A 22,779-nucleotide genomic window follows, 5' to 3' on the forward strand; every position below is an offset into this window, starting at 1 on the left:
CGCAGCCCTACACCTCACCCACTTCGAATACCGTTACCTACCGCAATCTCGTTGAGATCACGTCAATGAACGCGAAGTAGCCGTCCGGGTTGGTGTAGGTATCAAGATACGCTGATGCGTGCCGCTTCAGCTCTGCGACGGACCGATGCTGCCTGCTCCGCTGTGCCACGGCCGGGAGCGTACGTCGCCGGTATGCTCGCGGGGTCAGGGGAGGGTGTATTCCCGGCACGATCATATGGCCGGCCTCGACTTCGGAGAGTGGTGTGGATGTGGGGCGACGACCTGCGCCGGCTGGCTGAACTGCTTCGCACCCGCGACGAACTCGATTCCAAGATCGCGGAGGTGACGGGTCGCTCGGCTCGGCAAGGCGACGTCGGCGAGTTCATCGCCGCCCAGGTGTTCGACATTGAACTGGCGAACACGGCCACCCAGGCGGGCCACGACGGCAAATTTCGGTCAGGACCGCTCAAGGGTGCAACGGCCAACGTCAAGATGTACGGGGATGCGGTTGCCGGGATCGATCTGAGCCCGCATCCGTGCGACTTCCATCTGGTGCTCAGCGGGCCACGGCGGCCCGCAGGCGCGTCGCGGCATCACCGGTGGCGCATATTTGCCGTGTACCTGTTCGCGACGGGCCGGCTCATCGACCTGCTGAACGAGCGGAGCGTAAAGATCGGTATCGCGACAAGTGTCCGCCGATCTGACCTCGAAACCGCCAGGATCTTTCCGGATGCCCGACTGACTCCGTCTCTGTTGTTAACGGAAGAGCAGGGCCGACTGCTGTCGCTGTTCTGCTGAGCCGGTGATTGCCATCTGGCAGCTGCTCGGTGGGCGTCCTCAGCCGTCGCTCTCGCGCTGGGTGGCTATGGTCCTCTAGGTTCAAGATCGCGGCGCTCGACTGAGACGTTAGCTGTGGTCGGCGATGCGTGGGTCATTGGCGATGCGTAGGAGTAGTGCAGTACCGTCCGGTCCAACTGAGAGGGCACCTCCTGTCAGGCGCGTAGCGCGACCGGCGCGCCACCATTGATGCAGTTTGCCAGCATTGCGCCGGTACGCGCGAAGGTCGCCGTCTCGGAGTTGGCGGTATACCTGCTGCTCGACGCCGCGGAACACGATGAGCGTCTTGCCGTTGGCCAATGGCATAGGCATCGATGTCCCCTCCAGGGTTGGTCCTCCTGGCAGGGTCAGTTCGTCGTTGGTGGTATCCGGCCAGGGTTCCTCCGTCCCTGGTAGCGCGCCGCTCAGTTCGCCGCGCTGGCGGGGCGTCGTGTAGCTGGATGCCGCTGAGCTGTTTCCAGCGAAGAGCAGCACAGATGCGGCTGCCGCGCGGGTCAGGACCTGCGTGAACCATCCCCTTCGCTCTTCCGGGATGTGAAACGGTGCCGGTGGTTGAGGTGGTTGTGGGAAGGTAGTTCCGTCAGGCGGCTCCGGCGAGTCGGTCGTGGGCGGTGTCTGGCTCGTCGGGTTGCCATCATCACCGGCGTCCGAGGCCGACAGCTCCTCCGGCCGCCAGTCCTGCTGTTCAGGTATCTCGGTCAACAGTTCATCAAGCTCGTCTTCGGTGCCCGACCAGAGGCCGTCGTCGCCAGGAGGGTCGAGGACGTAGGACATTATCCCGTTCTTGGAAAGCTGGGATGCCACCATCAGGCAGTAGAGGGTGTGGGTGCCGACCTCGACCGTACGCACCTGCAGGCAGGCGTCGGCCAGTTGCTTGACGACGTCAGCGCGTTTGAAGTGCGTGCCCTTGCACTCCAGTACGACCACGTGAACGGCGCCTCGGTCCCAGCCGATCAAGAAGTAGTCGGGCCGCTTCTTCGTACCTGCCGCGTTTCGCACCTCTCCCGATACGCCCTCGATGAATCCTGCGGCTAGCGCGACATCGGCATCGACCGCGTGAAAGACGACGCCCGGATGCCGCCTCGCGAGCGCCGCACGCGCGACTACGAGCGCGAGCCCGATGCCGAGCTGCTCCGACTGAACCATCTTGTGGTGATGCACCACCTCGTCGGCGGCGTGCCGCGTAAGTGCCAGCATGCCTTTTGGGCTGTTGGTAAGCGTGGCGCAGTATCGGAGGTGCGCCCACTGCTGGGCGACCGGCACGAACGGCGAACGCGTCAGGAATGTTGTGGCAACACCCAACTCGCGCAGAACGTCTGTGGGACTGGTCTGGACGATGTTGTCCGTTGCAACCGCTTCTGGGGCCTTGAGATACCGTCGCGCCCCTGGCCGGCTGTCCATCGCACCATTTGCTTTTGCGTGGACCTCGGCAGCCAAGCTCGATGTTGAGTTGATCTGCAACCGCGCAGGTATGGAGAGCTGCCGGAAAACAGAGTCGACATCCACGCATGCCTCCAATGATCGACTTCGGTAACTATTCTAGGTTGTGACCACGAAGAGCAACAGGTTTGCCACCTTGAGTGAATTGGATCGACTGTTGGCTTGATCGGTCCCAGCGGAACCGGGTCGGCATGTCGCCATTACCTCGGCATCGACCTTGGGCGCCTCACCGCGACCGGCTCCGTGTCAACTGGCTACACGCTTTGGTCCGCGGGCTTCGGGCCCTTCTAGTGGTCCGGTTCGAAGATCGGCTGTTGCCCGGAGGGATGGGGCCCAATCTTCTGATCCACCTCGGCCGTTCGGCACGTCATGTCACCTGTATGCGGGTGATCCCTGTGCATGGGAAGTACTACTCTCCAGGCGGAGATCCACGTTTGAGTAGTCTGAAGATCGCTATCGGCGACGGTGGCGCAGGTCAGGAGAGGAGTGGTCACGATCCGGCCGGATTCGCCCCGCTGGCGGGAGATCAACGCCAGCGACTACCCGCACGAGCGTGCCGGTCTACAGCAGCTTCAGGCTCTGTTGCCAGATGGTGACCCCTACCACGCGTGGGCGAATGTCGAGTTCCAAGGAGCGGACGGCTCGGTCAACGAGGTCGACCTGCTGGTGCTCGTGCCGCAGGGGCTGTACATCCTGGAGTTGAAGCACTGGCAGGGGGACATCGCTGGCGACGGGTTCCAGTGGCGGCGGACGATGCCGAACGGCCGGGTGCGGCTGGTCGACAATCCGGTGATCGCGGCGAACCGCAAGGCGCGCCGGTTCCGGACGCTGCTGGAGCAGTACGCCGGTAGGGTGCCCGGACGCCGAACCCGTGTGCCATACGTCGACGCTGCGGTGTTTCTGCACGCCGCCAACGTCCGGTCGCAGCTGGATCCGGTCGGCCGGCAGCGCGTGTACGGCCCGCACGGTTCGTCCGCGTCAGGGCTGGACGACATCAACCGGCTGGTGACGCACCGGCCCGCCAGCGGCGGCATCGATCGGGCGGCTGCCCGGGAGATCGTCGCGCTGATCGAGGCGTGTGGACTGCGGCCGTCGGTGTCCAAGCGGATGGTCGGGCAGCTCCTGCTGACCCCGAAGCCGTTCGCCGAAGGACCCGGCTGGCAGGACTTCCTCGCGGGGCACCAGCAGACCGATCTGGTCCGACGGGTCCGCTTCTACCTGACCGAGCGCGCCGACGCCGACCGCGAAATGATCCAGCGCGCGGCGGAGCGGGAGTTCCGGCTGCTGCAGGGAATCCGCCACGACGGGATCGTTCAAGCACACGACTTGATCGAGCACAGCTACGGCCCGGCGGTGATCTTCGACCACAACGAGGACTGGGTTCGCCTGGACCGGTGGCTCGCCGAGCATGACGGCGAGCTGACCGTCGACCGGCGCCTGGAGCTGGTTCACGAGCTCGGCGACATCATGCGGTACGCGCACTCTCGGCACCTGGTGCACCGCAACCTCAACCCACGGTCGATCTTCGTGCGGAAGCCGAACTCGGCGCGGCCCGGGCTAGTGGTGATCGACTGGCAGACCGGTGGTCGGATTCCCGGGACTACCACGACCTCGCAGGGCACCGTGCTGGGCACGCAGCACGTCGAGGAACTCGCCGATGAGCACGCCCGGGTGTACCAGGCGCCGGAGATCACCAACCCGGACGCGCCGGGAGTGTTGCTGGATGTGTTCGCGCTGGGGGCGATGACGTACCACATCATGAGCGGCCGTCAGCCGGCCACCAGCGTCGCCGAGCGCAAGACGGTGCTGGATCAGCTCGGCGGCCTCGACATCACCGCAGCTCTCGACGGCGCCCCGAGCAGCCTCGTCGACCTCATCTTCGACGCGACCTGCGTCGTCGTGCCGTCGCGAACCAAGACGGTCGCGCTGTTCCTCGAGGGTCTCGACCAGGTCGAGGAGGAGCTGACCGCCCCGGACCCGGTCCCGCAGGTCAACCCGTTGCAGGCGCGCAGCGGCGACGTGCTCGAGGGCGGCCTGACGGTGGTCGACCGGCTGGGCGCCGGCGCAACGTCGGTGGCGATCCTCGTCCGCGACGAGCAGGGCACGCAGATCGTGCTCAAGGTGGCCCGGGACCCGGAGAAACGGCAGCGGCTGTACGACGAGGCTGCGGTGCTTCGCCGGATCCCGCACTGGCAGATCGTCCGCCTGGTCCGGGACGAGCCGGTGGAGATCGGTGGCGAGGTCGGCCTGCTGCTGGAGTACGCCGGGCCGAAGACGCTCGCCGACCAGCTCGCCTCCGGTGGCCGGCTCAACCTGGAACTGCTCGACCGCTACGGCCGGGACCTGCTCGACGTCGTCCGCGCCTTGGACGCCGAGGGCATCATGCACCGCGACATCAAACCCGCCAACCTGGCGGCCCGGCCCCGTTCGCGGGACGGCGAGCTGCACCTGTGCGTGTTCGACTTCTCCCTCGCCGCCGCGCCGGCCGAGCACCTGACCGCCGGCACGCCGCCCTACCTGGACCCGTTCCTCGGACCGCCGCGCCGGGCCCGCTACGACGCCGCCGCGGAACGCTTTGCCGTCGCCGTCACCCTGTACGAGATGGCCACCGCGACACTGCCGAGGTGGGGCGACGGCTTGACCCCGCCCGAGCACCTGACCGACGAGGTGACGCTGGCACCGGAGCTGTTCGACCAGGACGCCGCCGAGGGCCTGGTCAACTTCTTCGCCAAAGCCCTCGCCCGGGACGCCCGGCAGCGCTTCGACACCTACGAGGACATGACCGACGCCTGGCGGCGGGTGTTCACCGCCCTGCCGGCGCCGGCCGTCGACCGTCAGCCGTCCGCCGAGGAGGTGCCGCTCGCGGTCGGCCGGGACACCCCGCTGGAACGGGTCGGGATGACTCCGAAGGCCCGCTCGGCTCTGGAACGCATCGGTGTACACACCGTCGGCGACCTCATCGACCAGGACCAGATGGCCCTGTCCCGACTGGCTGGCGTCTCCCAGGCGACCAAGACCGAGATCCGCCGCCGAACCCGCGAGCTCCGGGCCGTCTTCGCCACCAGTCACACCGTCACCGCCGAACCGACCGACGATGGCAGCACCCCGCAGATCGCCGGCATCGAAACCGTGTTGGAGCTGCTGACCGGGCCCGTGACCCGGCGCAGATCAGGCGAGACGGCGATCGTGCCAATGCTGCTCGGCTCCGACATCCCGTCGAGCGACGACCACCCGCCTCACTGGCCGTCCCAGGTCGACCTGGCCCGCCACGCGGGGATCACCTCCCAGCGGGTGTCGCAGATCCTGCACCGGCTCACCGACCGGTGGCAGGACCTGCCGGACCTGAGCCGCATCCGCGACGAGATCGTGGTACTCCTCGACGCCAATGGCGGGGTGATGTCCGCCGACGAGCTGGCCGGCGAGCTCATCGCCGCGCACGGGTCGTACAGCCCCGAACCGCGACGCACCACCCAGGCGATCGGCCTGGTTCGTGCCGCCGTCGAGGTCGAGCTCGCCCGCGGCGGTGACGCCCGCGTCGACCAGCACCGCATCGACAAGGTCGTCCTCATCGGCCGCGAGCCCGACGACCCGGACGCCGAGCACACTGCGATGGACTTCCTGCAGTACGCGGCGCAGCTCGGCCGGATCGCGCACGGCCTGGCGAGCCAGCCGCTGCCGGCCACCCGCTCTCGCGCGCTGGAACGGCTGCGCGAGCCGACCCCGCCGCCGGCGATGCCGCAGATGTCGGACAGCCGGCTGCTCTCCCTCGCCGCGGCCGCCGGTGGGGTCGCCCTCAGCCCGCAGGAGCAGCTGTACCAGGTCGGCATGGCCGCCGAGACCGCGCTTCGGCTCGCCGCCGGCAGCCTCGCCGTCCCACCCGGCCGGTCACTAACGATCGACGAGGTCCGCAAACGAGTCCGGGCCCGGTTCCCGAAAGCCGCGGACCTCCCCGGCCGGCCCAAACTCGACCAGTACCTGACGGCCGCCGGTATCGCGCTCGAGTGGCGCCACGACCGCTACACGACCCCGACCAGACCGGGCAGTGACCTGTTCGCCAGCCGCACCCGCGGCACGCGCACCGGCCCGCTGCTGGCGGCCGGCCCGGATGCCGTCGCGGACGCCGACGCCCGCCTCACCGCCGTTCTGGACCGTGACGGCTTCCTGGCGGTCCTGGTAAAGCCCGCAGCCCTGGCCGTCGCCCGCCAGGCACTGCTCGACCGGTTCGGACTCGTCGAGATCAACGTCACCGCGGTCCTGGTCGAGACGCTCCGCGCTCTCGGCGTGCCGTGGGAGCTGATCCTGGAGTCCGACGCTCGTGAGGCCGCCCACCCGGATCGCCGCAACCTGGAAAGCGCCGTGCGGGCCGAGGTGGTGCCGCGTCTCACGGCCGCCCTGACCACAGATGCGGCGGTACTGCTGAGCGAGGCGGCACCCCTCGCCCGGTACCGCTGCATGGACCTCATCGCGACCCTGGCCGACAACGGCGTACCGCGCCCAGCGGCACGGCTCCTCCTCGTCGCGACCCGCGGCGGCAAGCAACTCCTCGACGACCAGCCCATCCCCGTCACGTCTTCCGGCCAGCTCACCTGGCTGCCCGACGCGTGGTGGCAACCCGCCCAGGCCACCGGAAAGGCCCGTACGTGACCACACTCGCCGACCTGCAGCGCCAGCTCAAGGTCCTGGCCACCGATCTGCGCCAGCAGTCCGAGACCCTGCCGAAGCTCCAATCGTGGTTGGAGACGCAGTACAAGGCGGCGTACGGCAAGCGCACCGGCGCCACCTACGAGACCTGGCGCGAGGAACAGATCGACCAGGCATCGGTGGCGTGGCTGCTCGGCACCGTCTTCGTCCGCTTCTGCGAGGACAATGACCTCATCGACCGGCAGTTCATCGCCGGGCCCGGCCAGCGCACCGACGACGCCGTTGAAGCCGCCACCGAGTACTTCCTCGAACGTCCCACCGACAGCGACCGGGAGTGGCTCCGGCAGGCGTTCGGGCACCTCGCCAGCATGCGTGCCACTGCGGCCCTCTTCGACCAGCACAACCCCGTCTGGCATTGGGACCTCACCGCCGATGCCGCCGCCGGGCTGCTCGACTTCTGGCGGCGCGGCCCCGGCGTCCACGACTACACCGACCTGGACCTCAACACTCGATTCCTCGGCGACCTCTACGAGCAGCTGTCCCAAGACGCTCGCAAACGGTACGCGCTCCTGCAGACGCCGGACTTCGTCGAGGAGTTCATCCTCAAACTGACCCTTGACGAGTCCATCAAGGACTATGGCCTGGAAGACACCTCACTTATCGATCCCACCTGCGGCTCGGGCCACTTCCTGTTGGGCGCGTTCCATCGCCTGCTGCGGCTTTGGGAACGGCGCCATCCCGACCTCAACCGGCGGGACCGGGCACAGAAGGTCCTCGACCAGATCACCGGCGTCGACATCAACCCGTTCGCCGTCGCCATCGCGCGCTTCCGCCTCCTCGTCGAAGTCCTGCGGTATTGCGACGAGAAGCACCTAGCCGACGCACCCGGCTTCACGATGCGGCTGGCCGTCGGCGACTCACTGCTGCGCTGGGAAGACGAGGACTCCTCCCATCAGGGCGACATCCTTCACCTGCTGGAGACTGGAACGGCATACCCCTACTACACCGAGGACGCCCCAACGCTGAAGAAGCTGCTCAAGCGGGCGCAGTACACCGTCGTGGTCGGCAACCCGCCGTATATCGCCGTCAAGGACAAGTACCTTAACGACCTCTACCGGGGAATGTACGACTCCTGCGCGGGCAAGTACGCGCTGTCTGTGCCGTTCGTGGAGCGGTTCTTCGAGCTAGTTAGAGGCAGCGACGCGTCAGGGCGTGCCGGGATCGTCGGGCAGATCACCGCCAACTCGTTCATGAAACGGGAGTTCGGCAAGAAGCTCATCACCGACTTTTTCGCCGAGAAGGTTGAGCTGAGCCACATCATCGACACCTCGGGTGCTTACATCCCCGGCCACGGGACCCCGACCGTCATTCTCATCGGTTATCGTCGTCGACCGAAACGGCCATTGATTCGAGCGGTCCTCGGCGTGCAAGGTGAGCCTGGCGTTCCTGATAATCCCGCCGCCGGCCTCGTGTGGACCGCGATCGCCGCGCACTATGACAAGCCGGGCAGTGAGACGCATTACGTCACCGTGGTCGACGCTCCGGCGGACTCCTTTAAGAAGCACCCATGGAGCGTCGGTGGAGGTGGCGCCTCTGATGTCAAGGCAAGCATCGAGCAGGCGCGCGGGAGATTGGGTAACCTCGCGTCGAGAATCGGCGTGTTCGGCATGACCAACGCCGACGAAGTTATGATCACACCTCCGCAGGTGATACCTCGGCTCGGATTGGAAGAGGCGGGATACACACGACTCGTGATCGGCGACGAGATCCGCGATCACTCACAGCGCGACGGCTCGCAGGTCTTCTTTCCCTACGATGAGACGCTGACATTGAAAGAGCTGTCGGCCTTTCCCCGGGCGAGCCGTCGTCTTTGGCCGACCCGCACAACACTTGGCAACCGCGCCACGTTCGCCAAGCTCACATACTTCGAAGAGGGCCGTCCCTGGTACGAATGGCATCAGGTCACCGTTGACAAACCTCGGACGGACCTGACCATTGCGTGGGCAGAGGTATCCACGCACAACCACTTCGTGCTGGATCGGGGTGGGAAGGTATTCAAACAGACGGCGCCCGTCATCAAGTTGCCTGCCACCGCGACCGAGGACGACCATCTTGCGCTGCTGGGCCTGTTGAACTCCTCGACGGCGTGCTTCTGGCTCAAGCAGGTCAGCCACGACAAGGGCATCCGAGGTGAGGGCGGCGGCTTGACCAGCAGCGACTGGGAGCGGTTTTTCCAGTTCAACGCGACGAAGCTCAAGAGCTTCCCAGTCCCTGCGAGCACGCCGACGATGCGGGCGGCGGCGTTGGATCGGCTGGCTCAGGAGCTTGCCGCGGTACGGCCGGCTGCGGTCTGTGGGGACAGCGTCCCGACGCGGATGTCGCTCGACGCCGCGAAGGCCGTCTACGCCAGGATTCGGGGCCGCATGATCGCAGTGCAGGAGGAGCTGGACTGGGAGGTGTACCGGCTGTACGGCCTGCTCGACGAGGACCTGACCGTACCGGATGACGCCATCCCGGAGCTGCAGCTCGGACAGCGGGCCTTCGAGATCATCATGGCTCGCGGCATCGCTGAGGGGGAGCCGCTCCCGGAGTGGTTCGTCCGGCATCGGTCGCAGCCGACGACGACGCTGCCGGAGGAGTGGCCCAGCGCATACCGCGAGACGGTTCTGAAGCGGATGGCGGTCATCGAGTCGCGTCCGGACCTTGCGTTGATCGAGCGTCCGGAGTGTAAGCGGCGGTGGTCCTCGACGCCGTGGGAGGTCCAGGAGCAGCAGGCGCTGCGAGACTGGCTGCTCGACCGGCTCGAGGCGGAGGAGCTGTGGCGGGGTTCCGCCGGCGGCCGGCTCATGTCGGTAGGCGTACTAGCAGACCGGGTGGGCACCGACGCGGACTTCCGGTCGGTGCTGGCGCTGTACTGCGGGCACGACGCCTACGACCTCGCAAGCGAGTTGACGAAGCTGGTGGCGGACGAGACGGTGCCGTTCCTGGCCGCGCACCGGTACAAGCCGTCCGGGCTGGTCAAGCGCAAGCAATGGGAAGACGTCTGGGCCTTACAGCGGCGGGAGGACGCGGGGGAGCGGCTGTCGGCGCCGATTCCTGTGCCGCCGAAGTACGCCCAGGCCGACTTCGCGCGGACGTCGTACTGGCGTAACCGGGGCAAGCTCGATGTGCCGAAGGAGCGGTTCGTGCTGTACCCGAACGCCGGCCGGGACGCGTTGCCGGTGCTCGGGTGGGCGGGCTGGGATCATCTGGAGCAGGCGCAGGCCCTGGCGAACCTCTACATGGAGCGCAAGCAGCAGGACGGCTGGCCGAAGGAGCGGCTGCTGCCGCTGCTGGCGGGGCTGGCGGAGTTGGAGCCCTGGCTGCATCAGTGGCATTCTGATGATTTGCCGGAATACGGCGGTAGTCCGGCCGATTTCTATACGGCGTTCGTTGATGCAGAGTTGGCGGCGTTGGAGGCCGACCGGGCCGAGATCGCGTTGGGGGTGCTGGCGTGACCATGCTGCGTGAGGTCATCGCGATTCCGGAGCGGGTGACCGACTCGGACTACGTGATGCGGTTGGCGGAGGGTGTCAGCCATGCGCAGCAGACCCTCGCCGATTACGTGGTCACCGACAGCTTGAAGACGGAGTTTGTCAAGGCGCTCGGCCTGGTGGCGCAGGCGCTGGAGACGGGCCGGTCGCAGGCGGGGTTCCTGCACGGGTCGTTCGGCGCCGGGAAGAGCCACTTCATGGCGGTGCTGCACGAGATCCTGCGCCGCAACCCGGACGCCCTGGCCGTCGAAAACCTGTCGGAGCCGGTCGCGGACGCGGACAGGTGGCTGTCCGGCCGCAAGGTGCTGACGTTGACGTTCCACCTGCTGGGTGCCCGGTCGCTGGAGGCGGCGGTGCTTGGCGGGTACCGCCAGCAGGTGATGGCGTTGCACCCGGATGCGCCGCCGCCGGCGGTGCATCGGTCGGATGCGCTGCTGGTCAACGCCGCGGACTACCGGGCCGAGGTGGGCGACGAGCGGTTCTTCGCCCGGCTGAGCGAGGCCTCGGGCGGCGGGTCCGCCGGGTGGGGGCAGTGGCGCGGTGGTTGGGACGCCGCCCGGTACGACGCTGCCGCGGCGCAGCCGCCCGGCACGCCCGACCGGGACCGGCTGGTGTCCGACCTCACGGCGACGCTGTTCAAGGGGGCGGTGCACAGCGGCGAGTATCTGGACATCGACGAGGGCCTCGCGGTGATCACGCAGCACGCGAAGTCGCTGCAGTACGACGTGATCGTGCTGTTCCTCGACGAGCTGATCCTGTGGCTGTCGCAGCACCTGTCGAACCTGGAGTTCGTCAACCAGGAAGGTGGCAAACTCGCGAAGTTCGTCGAGTCGGCCGATCAGCACCGGCCCGTGCCGCTCGTGTCGTTCGTGGCCCGGCAGCGGGATCTGGTCGAGTTCCTCGGTCCCCATGTGCCGGGCGCGGAGCGGCAGGCGTTCTCCGACGTGTTCCGGCACGGCCGGGGCCGGTTCACCGAGATCGTGCTGCCGGACCGGAATCTGCCGCAGATCGCCGAGCGGCGGCTGCTGAAGAAGATCGGCGACGGCGAGCGGATCCTCCGGGAGGCGTTCGAGGCGGTGCAGCGCCGCCGTGACGTGTGGGACACGCTGATCGCCGGCAACCAGTACGGCGACGCCGGTGTCGGCTCCGACCCGGCGGTGTTCCGGCGGCTGTACCCGTTCAGCCCGGCGCTGGTGGCGACGCTGGTTGCGCTGTCGCAGGCATTGCAGCGGGAGCGGACCGCGTTGAAGGTAATGGCCCGGCTGCTCGTGGCGGGCCGTGAGCGGCTGCGGGTCAACGACGTCATCGGGGTCGCCGAACTCTTCGACGAACTGGTCGCCAAGGGGGAACTGCCGGACAACCCGAAGCTGAAGAAACAGTTCGAGACCGCCCGGGCGCTCTACGGCCGGCTGCGGCCGGTGCTCCTTGAGCAGCACCAGCAGACCGAGGCAGGCGTCGCCGCACTGCCGCCCAGCCATCAGTACAACGTCGACGACCGGTTGATCAAGACGCTGCTGCTTGCGGCGCTGGTGCCGGAGGTACCGGCGCTGGCGAACCTGACCGCGGTCCGGCTGCACGCGTTGAACTACGGCTCGATGGTCAGCCCGATCATCGGCTCGGAGCCGCCGATGGTGCTCAAACGGCTGCGGCACCTGTCGGTGTACATCCCGGAGATCCAGATCGGCGAGGGTACCGATCCGGTGATCCGGATGGAGCTGTCCGAGGTGGACGCGTCGGTCCTCCTCGAGCGGGTGCCGACCACGGAGGACACGCCAGGTGCCCGGCGTCGGCTGCTGCGTGATCTCGTCTGTGCCGAGTTGGGCATCACCCCGCCGGACGGCATGTTCGCCGCACAACAGCAGCCGCGGGACTGGCGGGGCCGCCGGCACCACATCGACGTCATCTTCGCCAACGTCCGGGACCCCAACGAACTGCCCGAGTCGGAAGTCGCGGCGGACGGCGGGCGCTGGCGGGTGGTCATCGACTACCCCTTCGACGACGAGACCCATACCCGGCGCAGCGACACCGCCCGCATCCAGGCGATCAACGCGCACTTGAACAGCAACACGCTGTTCTGGCTGCCGTACTTCCTCACCGAAGAACGGCTGGGTCTGGTCGGCACCCTAGTGAAGCTGAACTATCTGCTGGCGGGCAGCGGCGACGACCGGTTGCGCACTATAGCCTCCGACTTCTCCACAGACGAGCGGCTGCAGGCGAAGGCAATGCTGGAACAGCAGCAGCGCACCACTCGCGCCCGACTCGTCGACTGTCTCAAGCAGGCATACGGAGTGGTGGGTGCCCTGCCAGCCGACGTTGCCGACGATCCCGACCCAGTGCTGCAGACGATTGCACCTGGCTTTACTCCCGCAAAACCGATAGGTGGGACGCTACGCACCGCGTTCGACCACCTGACCGGGCAGATGCTCACCTGGATCTACCAGGGCAACCCGAACCTGCCCGAGAACGAGCCCCTGGTCACCGTCGCGCAGTTGCGCAAGGTACTTGAGTACGCCCAGCAGGCCATGGCCGATCCAGCTCGTCGAGTGTTGGTGGAGTCCGCCGATCGGCGGCATGTCCGCCGGATCGCGAACCAATTGAAGATCGGCGAGTGCACCGAGGAAGGTGTCTATACCCTCAACCCCACGTACCTGTGGTGGACCGGGCACTTCCTGCAGCAAGCCAAGGCGCTGGAAGGCGCGACGGGCCGGTTCTCTGTCTCGCTGCTGCGCCGGCTGACCGACGTGCCGCAGCCGCGTGGCCTGGACCGCCCCGTCCAACAACTGCTGATCGCGGTGTTCGCGCTCGACCAAGACCTGTCCTGGTACCGGGACGACCGGAAGATTCCCGCTCCTGTGCTCGACGGCATCGCCGACGACATGGAACTCCGGATGGATCGCCGCCCCGACGAGCAGCAGTGGAAAGCCGCGCTCGCCACCGTTAGCGGACTGACCCCGCTGCGGCTGCCACCGCGACTGTCCGCGGCGAACCTTGCCCGGTTCGGCGCGACAGTGCGCGAGCACCTCAAAGGCACCCTGCCTGCGGTCCGGCAACTGGTCGCCGCGCTGGAGCGGCACGCCGGACAGCTCGGCATCGATCTGGCCGCCACGACCGGGCGGCTGCACACCGCTCGCCGTCTGGTTGCCCTGCTCGACACTGTCGTGGACGAACTCGATGACGTCGTACTCGTAGACCTGGTGGCCGATCCCGACCTCGGCGGCGTCGAACCGGTCACCGCCAGCGTTTACCTCACCCGAGCTGCGGCGCTGACCGAGGCGCTGGCCCGCACTCCGTGGAACATGCTCAGCACTGTCGCCGGGCTGCAGGACGACCGCGCCGAAGCGGCGCGCCTGCTGCTGGAGAAGCTGGCCGATTCCGCGCGCCGCGAGCAGCTGCACGCCGACCTTGCCGAAGCGCTATCCACGGCGGCCCACGAAGCGACCGAGCTGCTTGCCCGGACGCCGCCGCCGGTCGTCGTCCCACCGCCGATCATCGAACCGCCGGTCGTCGTCACACCACCCGTTCCTACGCCGCCGGTGACCCCGCCGCTGGTCCGGACCGGTGGTGAGGCCAGCATCGCCGACGATGCCTCGTTCGAGGACGCGGTCGCGAAGCTGCGCCGCTTCCGGGCGGCGAACGCGGGCCGGCGGATCCGGGTGGAATGGTCGGTGGAGTGAGCACCACCGCCGCCGGTATCGCCGCGCCGAGTGCGACCGAGGCGCAGGTGCGGGCCATGGTCGCCGACTGGCTGCGCAGCGGCCGTCCGGAGCGCGCCCTTGCGCTGAAGGCCCGCCCGGAGTGGAGCGGCCCCCCAACGATCCAGGTCGGCGGCACCACGGTCCGGGTGGTGCCGGCCGTGTCGTCGCTGGCGATCCGGGCGGCGTTGGTCGAGCTGCCGGACGAGGAACGTCTGGTGGTCCTCACCGATCGCGATGACGACGACCTCGGCGCCGGGCTGCTGTCGCACTGCTCGACACACACCGTGATCAGTATCGACCCATGGGAGATTGTCCGGACGCATTTCGAAGCCGCCGCGCTCGACCCAGCGCTCGTGCGGCAGCGCCGCCAGCTCGCCGAAGCATTACTGGAGCACGCGCCGCCAGGCGGCTGGCCGCCGGTGCGCGGGGGAGTGGTGACCCGCGACGCCGCGATGCGGTTGCTGGTCGCCCGGCTGCTGGGCCTGGCTGTCGACGACCTCGACGCGACCGGGCTGCTGCAGTGGACCCTGCGCGGCACCGACGTCGTGCGGTACACCACTGTCGACGCCGACCTGCGAGCCATCGTCGCCGGCTGGCTCGCCGAGACCGCCGGCGCCACCGCACGGTGGGCCATCGCCGCCGTCGACAGCGGTCACGGCACCGACGCCATTCCCCTCGGGCTGGTCGCGGGGCTGCTGTGGGACGGCCGAGCGCCGAACGCGGACGTGGCCGCCGCCCGGGTGCGGTTCGAGCAGTACCTCGGCGGGGCCGCCCCGCGCGAGAGCGAAGCGGCGGAGTGGAGCACCACCGTCCTGGCCTGGGCCACCCGGGCGCTGGGCGGCGAGGATCGCGCGGAGGCGCAGCGACTGCTCGGCCGGGCCGAGGAACTCGCCCGGGGGCTCCAGGCGAGCCGGCTGATTGGTCGCTCGGACCTGCTGCCCGGCGGTCTCGACGCCCGGTTCGCGACGTTCGCCGATGAGTTGCGGCTGGCTCTGCGCAAGCCGACCAGTCGCACGCTCGAGGCGGCGGAGGCTGCCCTGCGGATGGTGGCGCGGCACCGGCTCGCAGCGGTCGGTGACCGGTACCCGACCGCGGTGTTGGCGATGCGCGCTCTGCGCTGGCTGACCACGCCGGACGACACGCCGATGACGTTGGCGGAGGCGGTACGCCGGCAGACCGCGACTGACGGATGGCTCGACCGGGCCCGGCTGCGGCTGTGGGTCGGCGTGAGCGATCCCGCGCTCGCCGCGGTGTACCGGGATCTGCACACCGCCGTCGCCGCGCGCCGCGACCGCCACGACGAGCAGTTCGCGGCGCTGCTCGCCGCGAACACCGCGGCCGACAGCGCACCCGGCAGCCTGCTGTACGTGGAGGACGTCGTCCGGAGGGTCGTCAAACCGGTCGTCGACGCGGGCCGGCCGGTGCTGCTGCTCGTCGTCGACGGGATGAGCGTGGCCGCCAGCACTGAACTGGTCGAGTCGGCGGTGGCCGCGGACTGGTGGGAACTCACCCCGGACGGTGGGCCGCGGGTCGGTGTGCTGGCCGCGCTGCCGTCGGTGACCGAGGTGAGCCGGACCAGCCTGTTCGCCGGCGAGCTCCGCCGGGGCGGGCAGGCCGACGAACGCGCCGGGCTCACCAAGCAGCTCGGCGCCGACGCCGTGCTGTTCCACAAGGGTGACCTGCTCGCTGGTGCCGGGCAGAGTCTGGCCCCGTCCGTCGTGGCGGCGCTGCACAACCCCGACGTCCGCACCGTCGCCGCGGTCGTCAACACCATCGACGACGCCCTCGACCGCAGTGACCCGGCCGCGACCGCCTGGACCTTGGAGACCGTACGGTTGGTCCGCCACCTCCTCGACGCCGCCCGCGGGAGGGTCGTGGTGCTGCTCTCCGACCACGGGCACGTCGTGGACCGCGGACCCGACGGCGACCTGCGCAGCGCAACCGGCGCCCTGTCCGCGCGGTGGCGGCCCGCTAGCGGCGACGCACCCGGCGACGGCGAAACCCGGATCACCGGGCGGCGTGTCCTCCTCGGCGACGGTGACGTGGTCCTGCCCTGGCGGGAGACGATCCGGTACACCGCCCGCAAGGCCGGTTACCACGGTGGCGCCAGCGCGGCCGAGGTCGTTATCCCGCTCGCCATGCTGACCTCCGCCGGGGAACCGTCGCCGGCCGGATGGTCGCCGGCGCCGGTGGCGTCGCCGCCGTGGTGGCGCGGGCCGGTCGAGCTGGCCAGCGCGGCCGTCACCCTGGCTGAGCCGACGCAGGAGGGCACCCTCTTCGACGTTGCGGCCCCGGTCGCGGCGCCGACCCCAGCGGGCGCGCTCGGCGTCACCCCGCCGTTCGTGACCGCGCTGCTGGCCAGTCCCCGGTACAAACAGAACCGGGCGCTGCGGCTGGCCGGCCGCCCGGTGCTGCCCGAGGAGCGGGTCACCGCCCTGCTCACCGCCCTGCACGAGGCGGACGGCCACCGGCTGCCGATGGAGGCCCTCGCGGCCCGCTCCGGCGTGCCCGCGCAGCGGATCGGCAATATCGTGACGATTTTGCGGCGAGTCCTCGCCGTGGAGGGCTACCAGGCCGTCGACGTCGAGGGGGAGATCGTCACGCTCGACGAACGCATGCTGCGCGAGCAGTTCGAGCTTGGGACCAGCCGTGACCGTTGATGTCAGCGCGCGCCGGCGCCGCGAGGTTATTGATGCGCTGCGCCGAGGCACGGTCCCCGGCAACGGGCTCGACCTGCTCGCCGTAGGGCTGGGCCGGTTCGAGGCCGCCATCGACGCCGAACTCGATACCGCGGCCGCCGGCGGTGCGGTGTTCAAGGCGGTCCGGGGCGAGTACGGCGCAGGCAAGACCTTCTTCACCCGCTGGCTCGCCGAACGCGCGAAACACCGCGGGATGGCCACCGCTGAGGTGCAGATCTCGGAGACCGAAACCCCGCTGCACAAGCTGGAAACCGTCTACCGGCGCATCTGCGACAACCTCACCACGGCCGAGTTCCCGCCGTCGGCGCTGCGGCCCGTCCTCGACGCCTGGATGTACACCCTCGAGGAAGACGTCCTGGCCACTGGCGACATCGCCGAGACCGACAGCGACGCCCTCGACGACGGCGTCGACCGGCTCCTCGACCGACGCCTCGGCGAGATCGCCCGCAGCGCACCTGCCTTCGCCGCGGCCCTGCGCGGCTACCGAACCGCCGCCGGCGCCGGTGACCAGGCCACCGCTGAAGGCCTCTCGGCCTGGCTCGGCGGCCAGCCCAATGTCGCCTCCACCGTCCGGCGGACCGCTGGACTGAAAGGCGAGCTCGACCACTTCGGCGCACTGGCGTTCCTGCAGGGGCTGCTGACCGTGCTCCGCGGCTGCGGGCATCCCGGGCTGCTCGTCGTCCTCGACGAGGTCGAAACCCTGCAACGCATGCGCTCCGACGTCCGTGACAAGGCCCTCAACGCGCTGCGACAGCTCATCGACGAGGTCGACAGCGGCCGGTTCCCCGGCCTCTACCTCGTCATCACCGGAACCCCGGCATTCTTCGACGGCGTGCAGGGCGCCCAACGACTGCCACCCCTCGCACAGCGGCTCGCCACCGACTTCACCGCCGACGCCCGCTTCGACAACCCGCGCGCCGTCCAACTCCGGCTGCCCGGCTTCACCACCGACGGCCTGCGCGAACTCGGCGGCCGAGTCCGCGATCTGTTCATCACCGGGCTGCCTGACCGGGACCGGGTCGCCGCCACCGTCGACGACGCCTATCTGGCCCTGCTCGCCGACACCGTCACCGGCCGGCTCGGCGGCAAGGTCGGCGTCGCACCCCGGGTCTTCCTGAAGAAGCTCGTCGCGGACGTCCTGGACCGCACCGAGCAGTTCCCGGACTTCGACCCACGCCGCGACTACCCGGTGACCGTGACCGCCGCCGAGCTCACTGACGTCGAACGCAACGCCGCCGGCCTCGCCGTCGAGTCCGTCGACGACATCGACCTCACCCTGCCGTGACCGCCGTCGACCGTCTCCACCCCGGCGTCGCCCACCACATCGTCAACACACTCGGCTGGCGCGCACTCCGCCCGCTGCAGGAAGCCGCCATCGAGCCCGTCCTCGCCGGCGACGACGCCCTGCTGCTCGCCCCGACCGCCGGCGGCAAGACCGAAGCCGCGGTGTTCCCTACCCTGACCGCCATGGCGGAGGGCGCCTGGACCGGCATCTCGGTGCTGTATTTGTGCCCGCTGCGCGCCCTGCTCAACAACCTTCACCCGCGGATCGCCGGCTACGCGAGCTGGCTCGGCCGTACAGCCGGCCTCTGGCACGGTGACACCTCTGCCACCCAGCGCCGCCGGCTGCGCCTGGAACGACCCGACATCCTGCTCACCACGCCTGAGTCCCTCGAGGCGATGCTCGTGTCCACGCTGACCGACCCCCGGCAGGTCTTCGCCGACCTGCGGATGGTCATCGTCGACGAGGTTCACGCCTTCGCCGGCGACGACCGCGGCTGGCACCTGCTCGCCGTCCTCGAACGGCTGTCCCGCATCGCCGGACGCCGGGTCCAGCGCATCGGCCTGTCCGCGACCGTCGGCAACCCTGGCGACCTCCTGCACTGGCTGCAGGGCGCCAACGCCACCTACCGGCCCGGCACCGTGGTCGCGCCGAGCGCACCGCCCGGCCCGGCCCCGGCCATCGACGTCACGCTCGACTTCGTCGGCGGCGTCGACAACGCCGCCACCGTCATCGCCGCCCTGCACCGCGGCGAGAAACGCCTCGCCTTCTGCGACAGCCGCGCTCAGGTCGAACAACTCGCCCTCGCCCTGCGGGCCAAGGGCGTCCGCACGTTCGTGTCCCACTCTTCCCTGGCCGCCGACGAACGCCGCCAGGCCGAGCAGGCATTCGCCGAGGCCCGCGACTGCGTCATCGTCGCCACCGCCACCCTGGAACTCGGCGTCGACGTCGGTGACCTCGACCGCGTCATCCAGCTCGACGCGCCTCGCACCGTCGCCTCTTTCCTGCAGCGCCTGGGCCGCACCGGCCGCCGGCCCGGCACCAACCGCAACACCCTCTTCCTCGCCACCAAGCACGACACGCTGCTCAAAGCCGCCGGACTGCTCAACCTATGGCGGGACGGATACGTTGAGCCGGTCGTGCCGCCGCCGCGACCCCGGCACATCGCTGCGCAACAGATTCTCGCGCTGTGCCTGCAGGAACACCGGATCGGCGGCGAGACGTGGCCGTCCTGGTACGGCGACCTGGCGATCTTCGACCAGACCACACCCGCGATCGTGGAATGGCTCGTCCAATCCGGGCACCTCGACCGCGACGCCGGCATGCTCGCCATCGGACCGCAGACCGAACGGCGGTACGGTCGGCGGCACTTCATGGAACTGCTGACCGTCTTCGCCGCCGCCCCCGAGTTCACCGTCCTGCATGGCCGCCGCGAAGTCGGCAGCACCGACGCGATCGTGCTCACCATGAAGATCGACGGCCCGCGCGTCATCGTCCTCGGCGGCCGGCCGTGGAAGGTCACCCACATCGACTGGAACCGGCAACGCTGCTACGTCGAACCCACCGACCTGCCCGGCCGCAGCCTCTGGCACGGTTTCCTGCCCCCGGAGTCCTGGAACCTCGCCCAAGCCCAGCGCCGGGTGCTCCTCGGAGCCGACCCGGACGTCACGTGGTCCAACCGTGCCGCGCAGACCCTTGCCGGAATCCGCAGGGCACGGTCCGAGCAGACCTGGGCCGGCGGTAGCGTCCTCGAGGCACGAGAGGACGAACATCGCTGGTGGACCTGGGCCGGTCGGCGCGCGAACGCGACCATCGCGGCGGCCCTGCCCAAGGCCGTCGTGGATGGCGCCCGCCTGGACGACCACATGGTGCGGCTGCGCGGGGACCTGACCGCCGGTGAGCTTCGGCACCTGGTCGACGCCATTGACGTCGAGCGGCTTGCGGCACCCGACATCGACGAGCGAGCCGTCGCCGGCCTCAAGTTCAGCGACGTGCTACCACCGCACCTGGCAGTCGTCACCCTCGCCGAGCGGGCCGCGGACCCCTTCGGCGCGGCGGAGATCCTGAGAGCACCCTTGCGCTGGGTCAACTCCCAGTAGGGTGCAGCTCGGCCGACTCGTAGTCCAGCTGGTACACCGTCACGGCCCCACGGCGCAGCCGGTACAACACGATCGTCGACAGCAGGCTTTCCTCGACGATGCGCGCGCGTTTGCGGTACCGCTCGCTGTCATCGATCCACGCCTCGACCCGGTCCGGCAACGTGAACGTCAGACGGTACGCGTCCGGACGCTCGCGGGGGAACAGTTCCCACTGGGTCACGTGCGAGTCGGACCGGCGCCGGCGCAGGCCGATCGAGTGCCGCTGCTTGTGTTGGGTGAACGTCAGGAAATGCTGCATCGTGTACGGCGGCTGCGCCGTCAACGTCAGCACGAACGGCGCCGGCGGGAAGCCGAGGAGCAGCTCGCCGCCCTGGGCCACCTGGAGCCCGTGGCCCATACCGGCGGTGATCTTCGCCAGTGTCTGCTCGATCGCGTCAGACCACCACGACGGCGTGGTGACCTGCGGCAACACCGAACCACCGGTCTCCAGGTGGCGGCGAACCGCTTCGCGTAGCTTCGCCCGTGGCACCGACGCTTGCACGGATGCTTCGAGCTCGCGTACCTGGTCTGCCGCGTCCGCGACCGCCGCTCGGAGCCACGCGAAGCTGTCGCCGGACAAGTCCACGAGCGAGATCTGATGCGCGATCGCGTACTCCTGAGCGGGCGCGGAAAAGCCTGAGGTGGAGAACAGCGTGTACACGTACCGGTAACGACGCCGTGGTCTCCGGCCCGGACCCAGCTGGATGTAGTTCTCGTTCACGTCGCTGATGACACCGAACGCATTTCGAACCTCATGGATGCCGGTGGTCCCGACGCGGAACTTCGCCTCCACGAACAACCGGATCGGCAGCGAGAACGGCGGCACGAACGCGAACTCGCCGAGCGTGTCCGCCTGGTGGTTCGCCCCACGTCCCACCACGGACAGGCCATTGCCGGCCCATTCGAGCGCGCCATCCGGGTCGTCGCCCACATCCGTCAGCAGACGGTATCCGCTCGCGCGGACCAGCCACGCGATGGCCTCCTCCAGGAGATACCCGCGTAGCGCCTCGACAGACGTCACTGCCGAACCATACCGGCCGCGTGCGACCTAGCATCGCGTGCGGTGTTCGGAGATGATCGGATGATCACCTACTACTCGGCGCACGGGCGTTGGGCCGCTGACTCGCAACCGAACTTGACCGTGGGTAATTTTGCCTCTAGCCGAAGCGCCCGCACGCTCCTCGGGCGGGCGCGGAGTGGCGGGGGAGTGGAGCATCAGCTTCGGCGGGTTCGCCAGTTGCGCCGTCTTGCATCCCCTGCACGAAGGACTGGACGCGAAGGCCGACGCTGAAACCGCCGCCACTTCCGATCTTTGCAGGTGGGAGCCGACATGGCCATGACCCATTCACTCGTAATGAATAGGTCGACGGTTCGATTCCGTCAGGCGGCTCTGCAGCCCTACCAGGGCGAACGCCCTCTGGGTGATGATCTTCAAGACCCGGATCATCGCCCATGGGCACACCATGGGAACACCGGCCGATCCTGAGGGCCTCGTTCCCGACCGCTCCACCCCTGATCAGGGGGCCAAGGGGCGGGTTCTGCTGTGCCTCTTGCGTGATCCCGGTCACACTGGCGTGTCGAGCGGCGCTTGGCGCTCCTCGCCTCTCCGGTGACACCCCCGCACACGCACCGACACCTGTTATCTGACCTTGCCGCCAGGCACGCTGAATGGCGTCGATACGGCATGATCCGGCTACTCGCGGAACCGCTGGCGAGCGTGTTGACGTTCCGGGCGCCGGAACACGCTCAGATCGACATGGCAGGGCGTACACGAGAGCGGGGGCGGGCATGCCAGAGGAAATCCGGTACTACGACATCCCAGAAGTCGCCAAGCTCATCCGAGTCTCCGCCCGGTGGCTGGCTGACGAATGCCGAGCGGGACGCGTCGAGCATGTTCACATCGCTCGCAAACGCCGGTTCACCGCCGCCCAGGTAGAAACGCTCATGGCCGCCAACACGGTAAAGGCAGCGCCTACGCCGGTAGAGACCGCACGGACCCGAGCGGAGAAGAATCTGCGCCGGAGGATGCTCCCGTAAGCCATTCTTGAGCGGGCGACCGAACCGTACCCTTCAGGCTTCAACGGTTATGAATAGGTCGTCAACGCCTGGCTGCCGGTCGGTGCGTGGCTGAGGCGGTCGCGAAGCACTCCATCACCCTACCCCGCTTAGCGCGCTTGGATAAGCCGGGCGAGGCCGAGTAGTTCACGGTCGTTGGCGTCCGGGGCCGGCCAGCCGGCAATGGGGCGGACTGTTCGGTTGCTCTACTCGGCGGGCCACAGTGTCGCGACCACGATTGTGCGGCGGTGACGAGCCGTCGCAGGTCCCAGCGAGAGGTTCAGTAGGGTGGTCGACATGCGTACTGTCCGCAGCCTTGCGCTTATGAAGGATTAAGGGAACGTGCATCGGCACGAGTGCTCACCATTCATGGCTGCGTCCATTATGAAATGCCGCCACCACGCCTAGCGCGCACACGGCAGCTCAGTTCTGGACCTCCGTCAGTCGCCACATCTTCGG

General features: G+C 68.7%; 10 protein-coding genes. 8 read left to right on the forward strand and 2 right to left on the reverse strand.

Annotated elements, in window-relative coordinates:
* Positions 1-267 precede the first annotated feature (267 nt).
* On the forward strand, positions 268-798 hold the full coding sequence (locus ABD352_RS35110; protein WP_344616847.1) for a hypothetical protein: 531 nt from the start codon (positions 268-270) through the stop codon (positions 796-798).
* 108 nt (positions 799-906) lie between these two features.
* Here the strand turns inward: ABD352_RS35110 and ABD352_RS35115 are convergent, their stop codons facing one another.
* Complete coding sequence (locus tag ABD352_RS35115) at positions 907-2,343, reverse strand: hypothetical protein (RefSeq protein ID WP_344616848.1); 1,437 nt, start codon at positions 2,341-2,343, stop codon at positions 907-909.
* Positions 2,344-2,763: 420 nt separating this feature from the next.
* Here ABD352_RS35115 and pglW point away from each other — a divergent pair, with 420 nt between their 5' ends.
* From pglW to ABD352_RS35145, 6 genes are read left to right on the forward strand one after another with little or no spacing between them, the layout of a single operon-like run.
* Positions 2,764-6,921, forward strand: coding sequence for a BREX system serine/threonine kinase PglW (pglW, locus tag ABD352_RS35120; RefSeq protein ID WP_344616849.1), 4,158 nt, complete (start codon positions 2,764-2,766; stop codon positions 6,919-6,921).
* On the forward strand, positions 6,918-10,415 hold the full coding sequence (gene pglX, locus ABD352_RS35125) for a BREX-2 system adenine-specific DNA-methyltransferase PglX (RefSeq protein ID WP_344616850.1): 3,498 nt from the start codon (positions 6,918-6,920) through the stop codon (positions 10,413-10,415). Before pglW ends, pglX begins: the two co-directional genes overlap by 4 nt.
* Before the next feature lie 2 nt (positions 10,416-10,417).
* Positions 10,418-14,125, forward strand: coding sequence for a BREX-2 system ATPase PglY family protein (locus ABD352_RS35130; protein ID WP_344616970.1), 3,708 nt, complete (start codon positions 10,418-10,420; stop codon positions 14,123-14,125).
* Positions 14,122-16,806: a BREX-2 system phosphatase PglZ gene (pglZ, locus tag ABD352_RS35135; RefSeq protein ID WP_344616851.1), complete on the forward strand. Its 2,685-nt coding sequence runs from the start codon at positions 14,122-14,124 to the stop codon at positions 16,804-16,806. The genes ABD352_RS35130 and pglZ overlap by 4 nt, the downstream gene beginning before the upstream one ends.
* Entirely contained in the window at positions 16,796-18,130 is a 1,335-nt protein-coding gene (gene brxD, locus ABD352_RS35140) for a BREX system ATP-binding protein BrxD (protein ID WP_344616852.1), read from the forward strand. The genes pglZ and brxD overlap by 11 nt, the downstream gene beginning before the upstream one ends.
* Positions 18,127-20,226 carry a DEAD/DEAH box helicase gene (locus ABD352_RS35145; RefSeq protein ID WP_344616853.1) on the forward strand — a complete coding sequence of 700 codons (2,100 nt, stop codon included), beginning with the start codon at positions 18,127-18,129 and terminating at the stop codon, positions 20,224-20,226. The genes brxD and ABD352_RS35145 overlap by 4 nt, the downstream gene beginning before the upstream one ends.
* On the opposite strand, the gene ABD352_RS35150 is transcribed toward ABD352_RS35145, so the two are convergent.
* Positions 20,213-21,286, reverse strand: coding sequence for a hypothetical protein (locus ABD352_RS35150; RefSeq protein WP_344616854.1), 1,074 nt, complete (start codon positions 21,284-21,286; stop codon positions 20,213-20,215). The genes ABD352_RS35145 and ABD352_RS35150 overlap by 14 nt on opposite strands.
* A gap of 767 nt (positions 21,287-22,053) precedes the next feature.
* Here ABD352_RS35150 and ABD352_RS57805 point away from each other — a divergent pair.
* Positions 22,054-22,302 carry a helix-turn-helix domain-containing protein gene (locus tag ABD352_RS57805; RefSeq protein ID WP_425553792.1) on the forward strand — a complete coding sequence of 83 codons (249 nt, stop codon included), beginning with the start codon at positions 22,054-22,056 and terminating at the stop codon, positions 22,300-22,302.
* Positions 22,303-22,779: the final 477 nt, after the last annotated feature.

The sequence above is a fragment of the Dactylosporangium salmoneum genome (genome assembly GCF_039532525.1).
Classification (GTDB): domain Bacteria; phylum Actinomycetota; class Actinomycetes; order Mycobacteriales; family Micromonosporaceae; genus Dactylosporangium; species Dactylosporangium salmoneum.

Bases quoted from the DNA above. Each gene is read 5' to 3' on its own strand.
- ABD352_RS35130 (WP_344616970.1), top strand. From the start codon at position 10,418: ATGCTGCGTGAGGTCATCGCGATTCCGGAGCGGGTGACCGACTCGGAC.
- ABD352_RS57805 (WP_425553792.1), top strand. From the start codon at position 22,054: ATGCCAGAGGAAATCCGGTACTACGACATCCCAGAAGTCGCCAAGCTC.
- ABD352_RS35110 (WP_344616847.1), top strand. From the start codon at position 268: ATGTGGGGCGACGACCTGCGCCGGCTGGCTGAACTGCTTCGCACCCGC.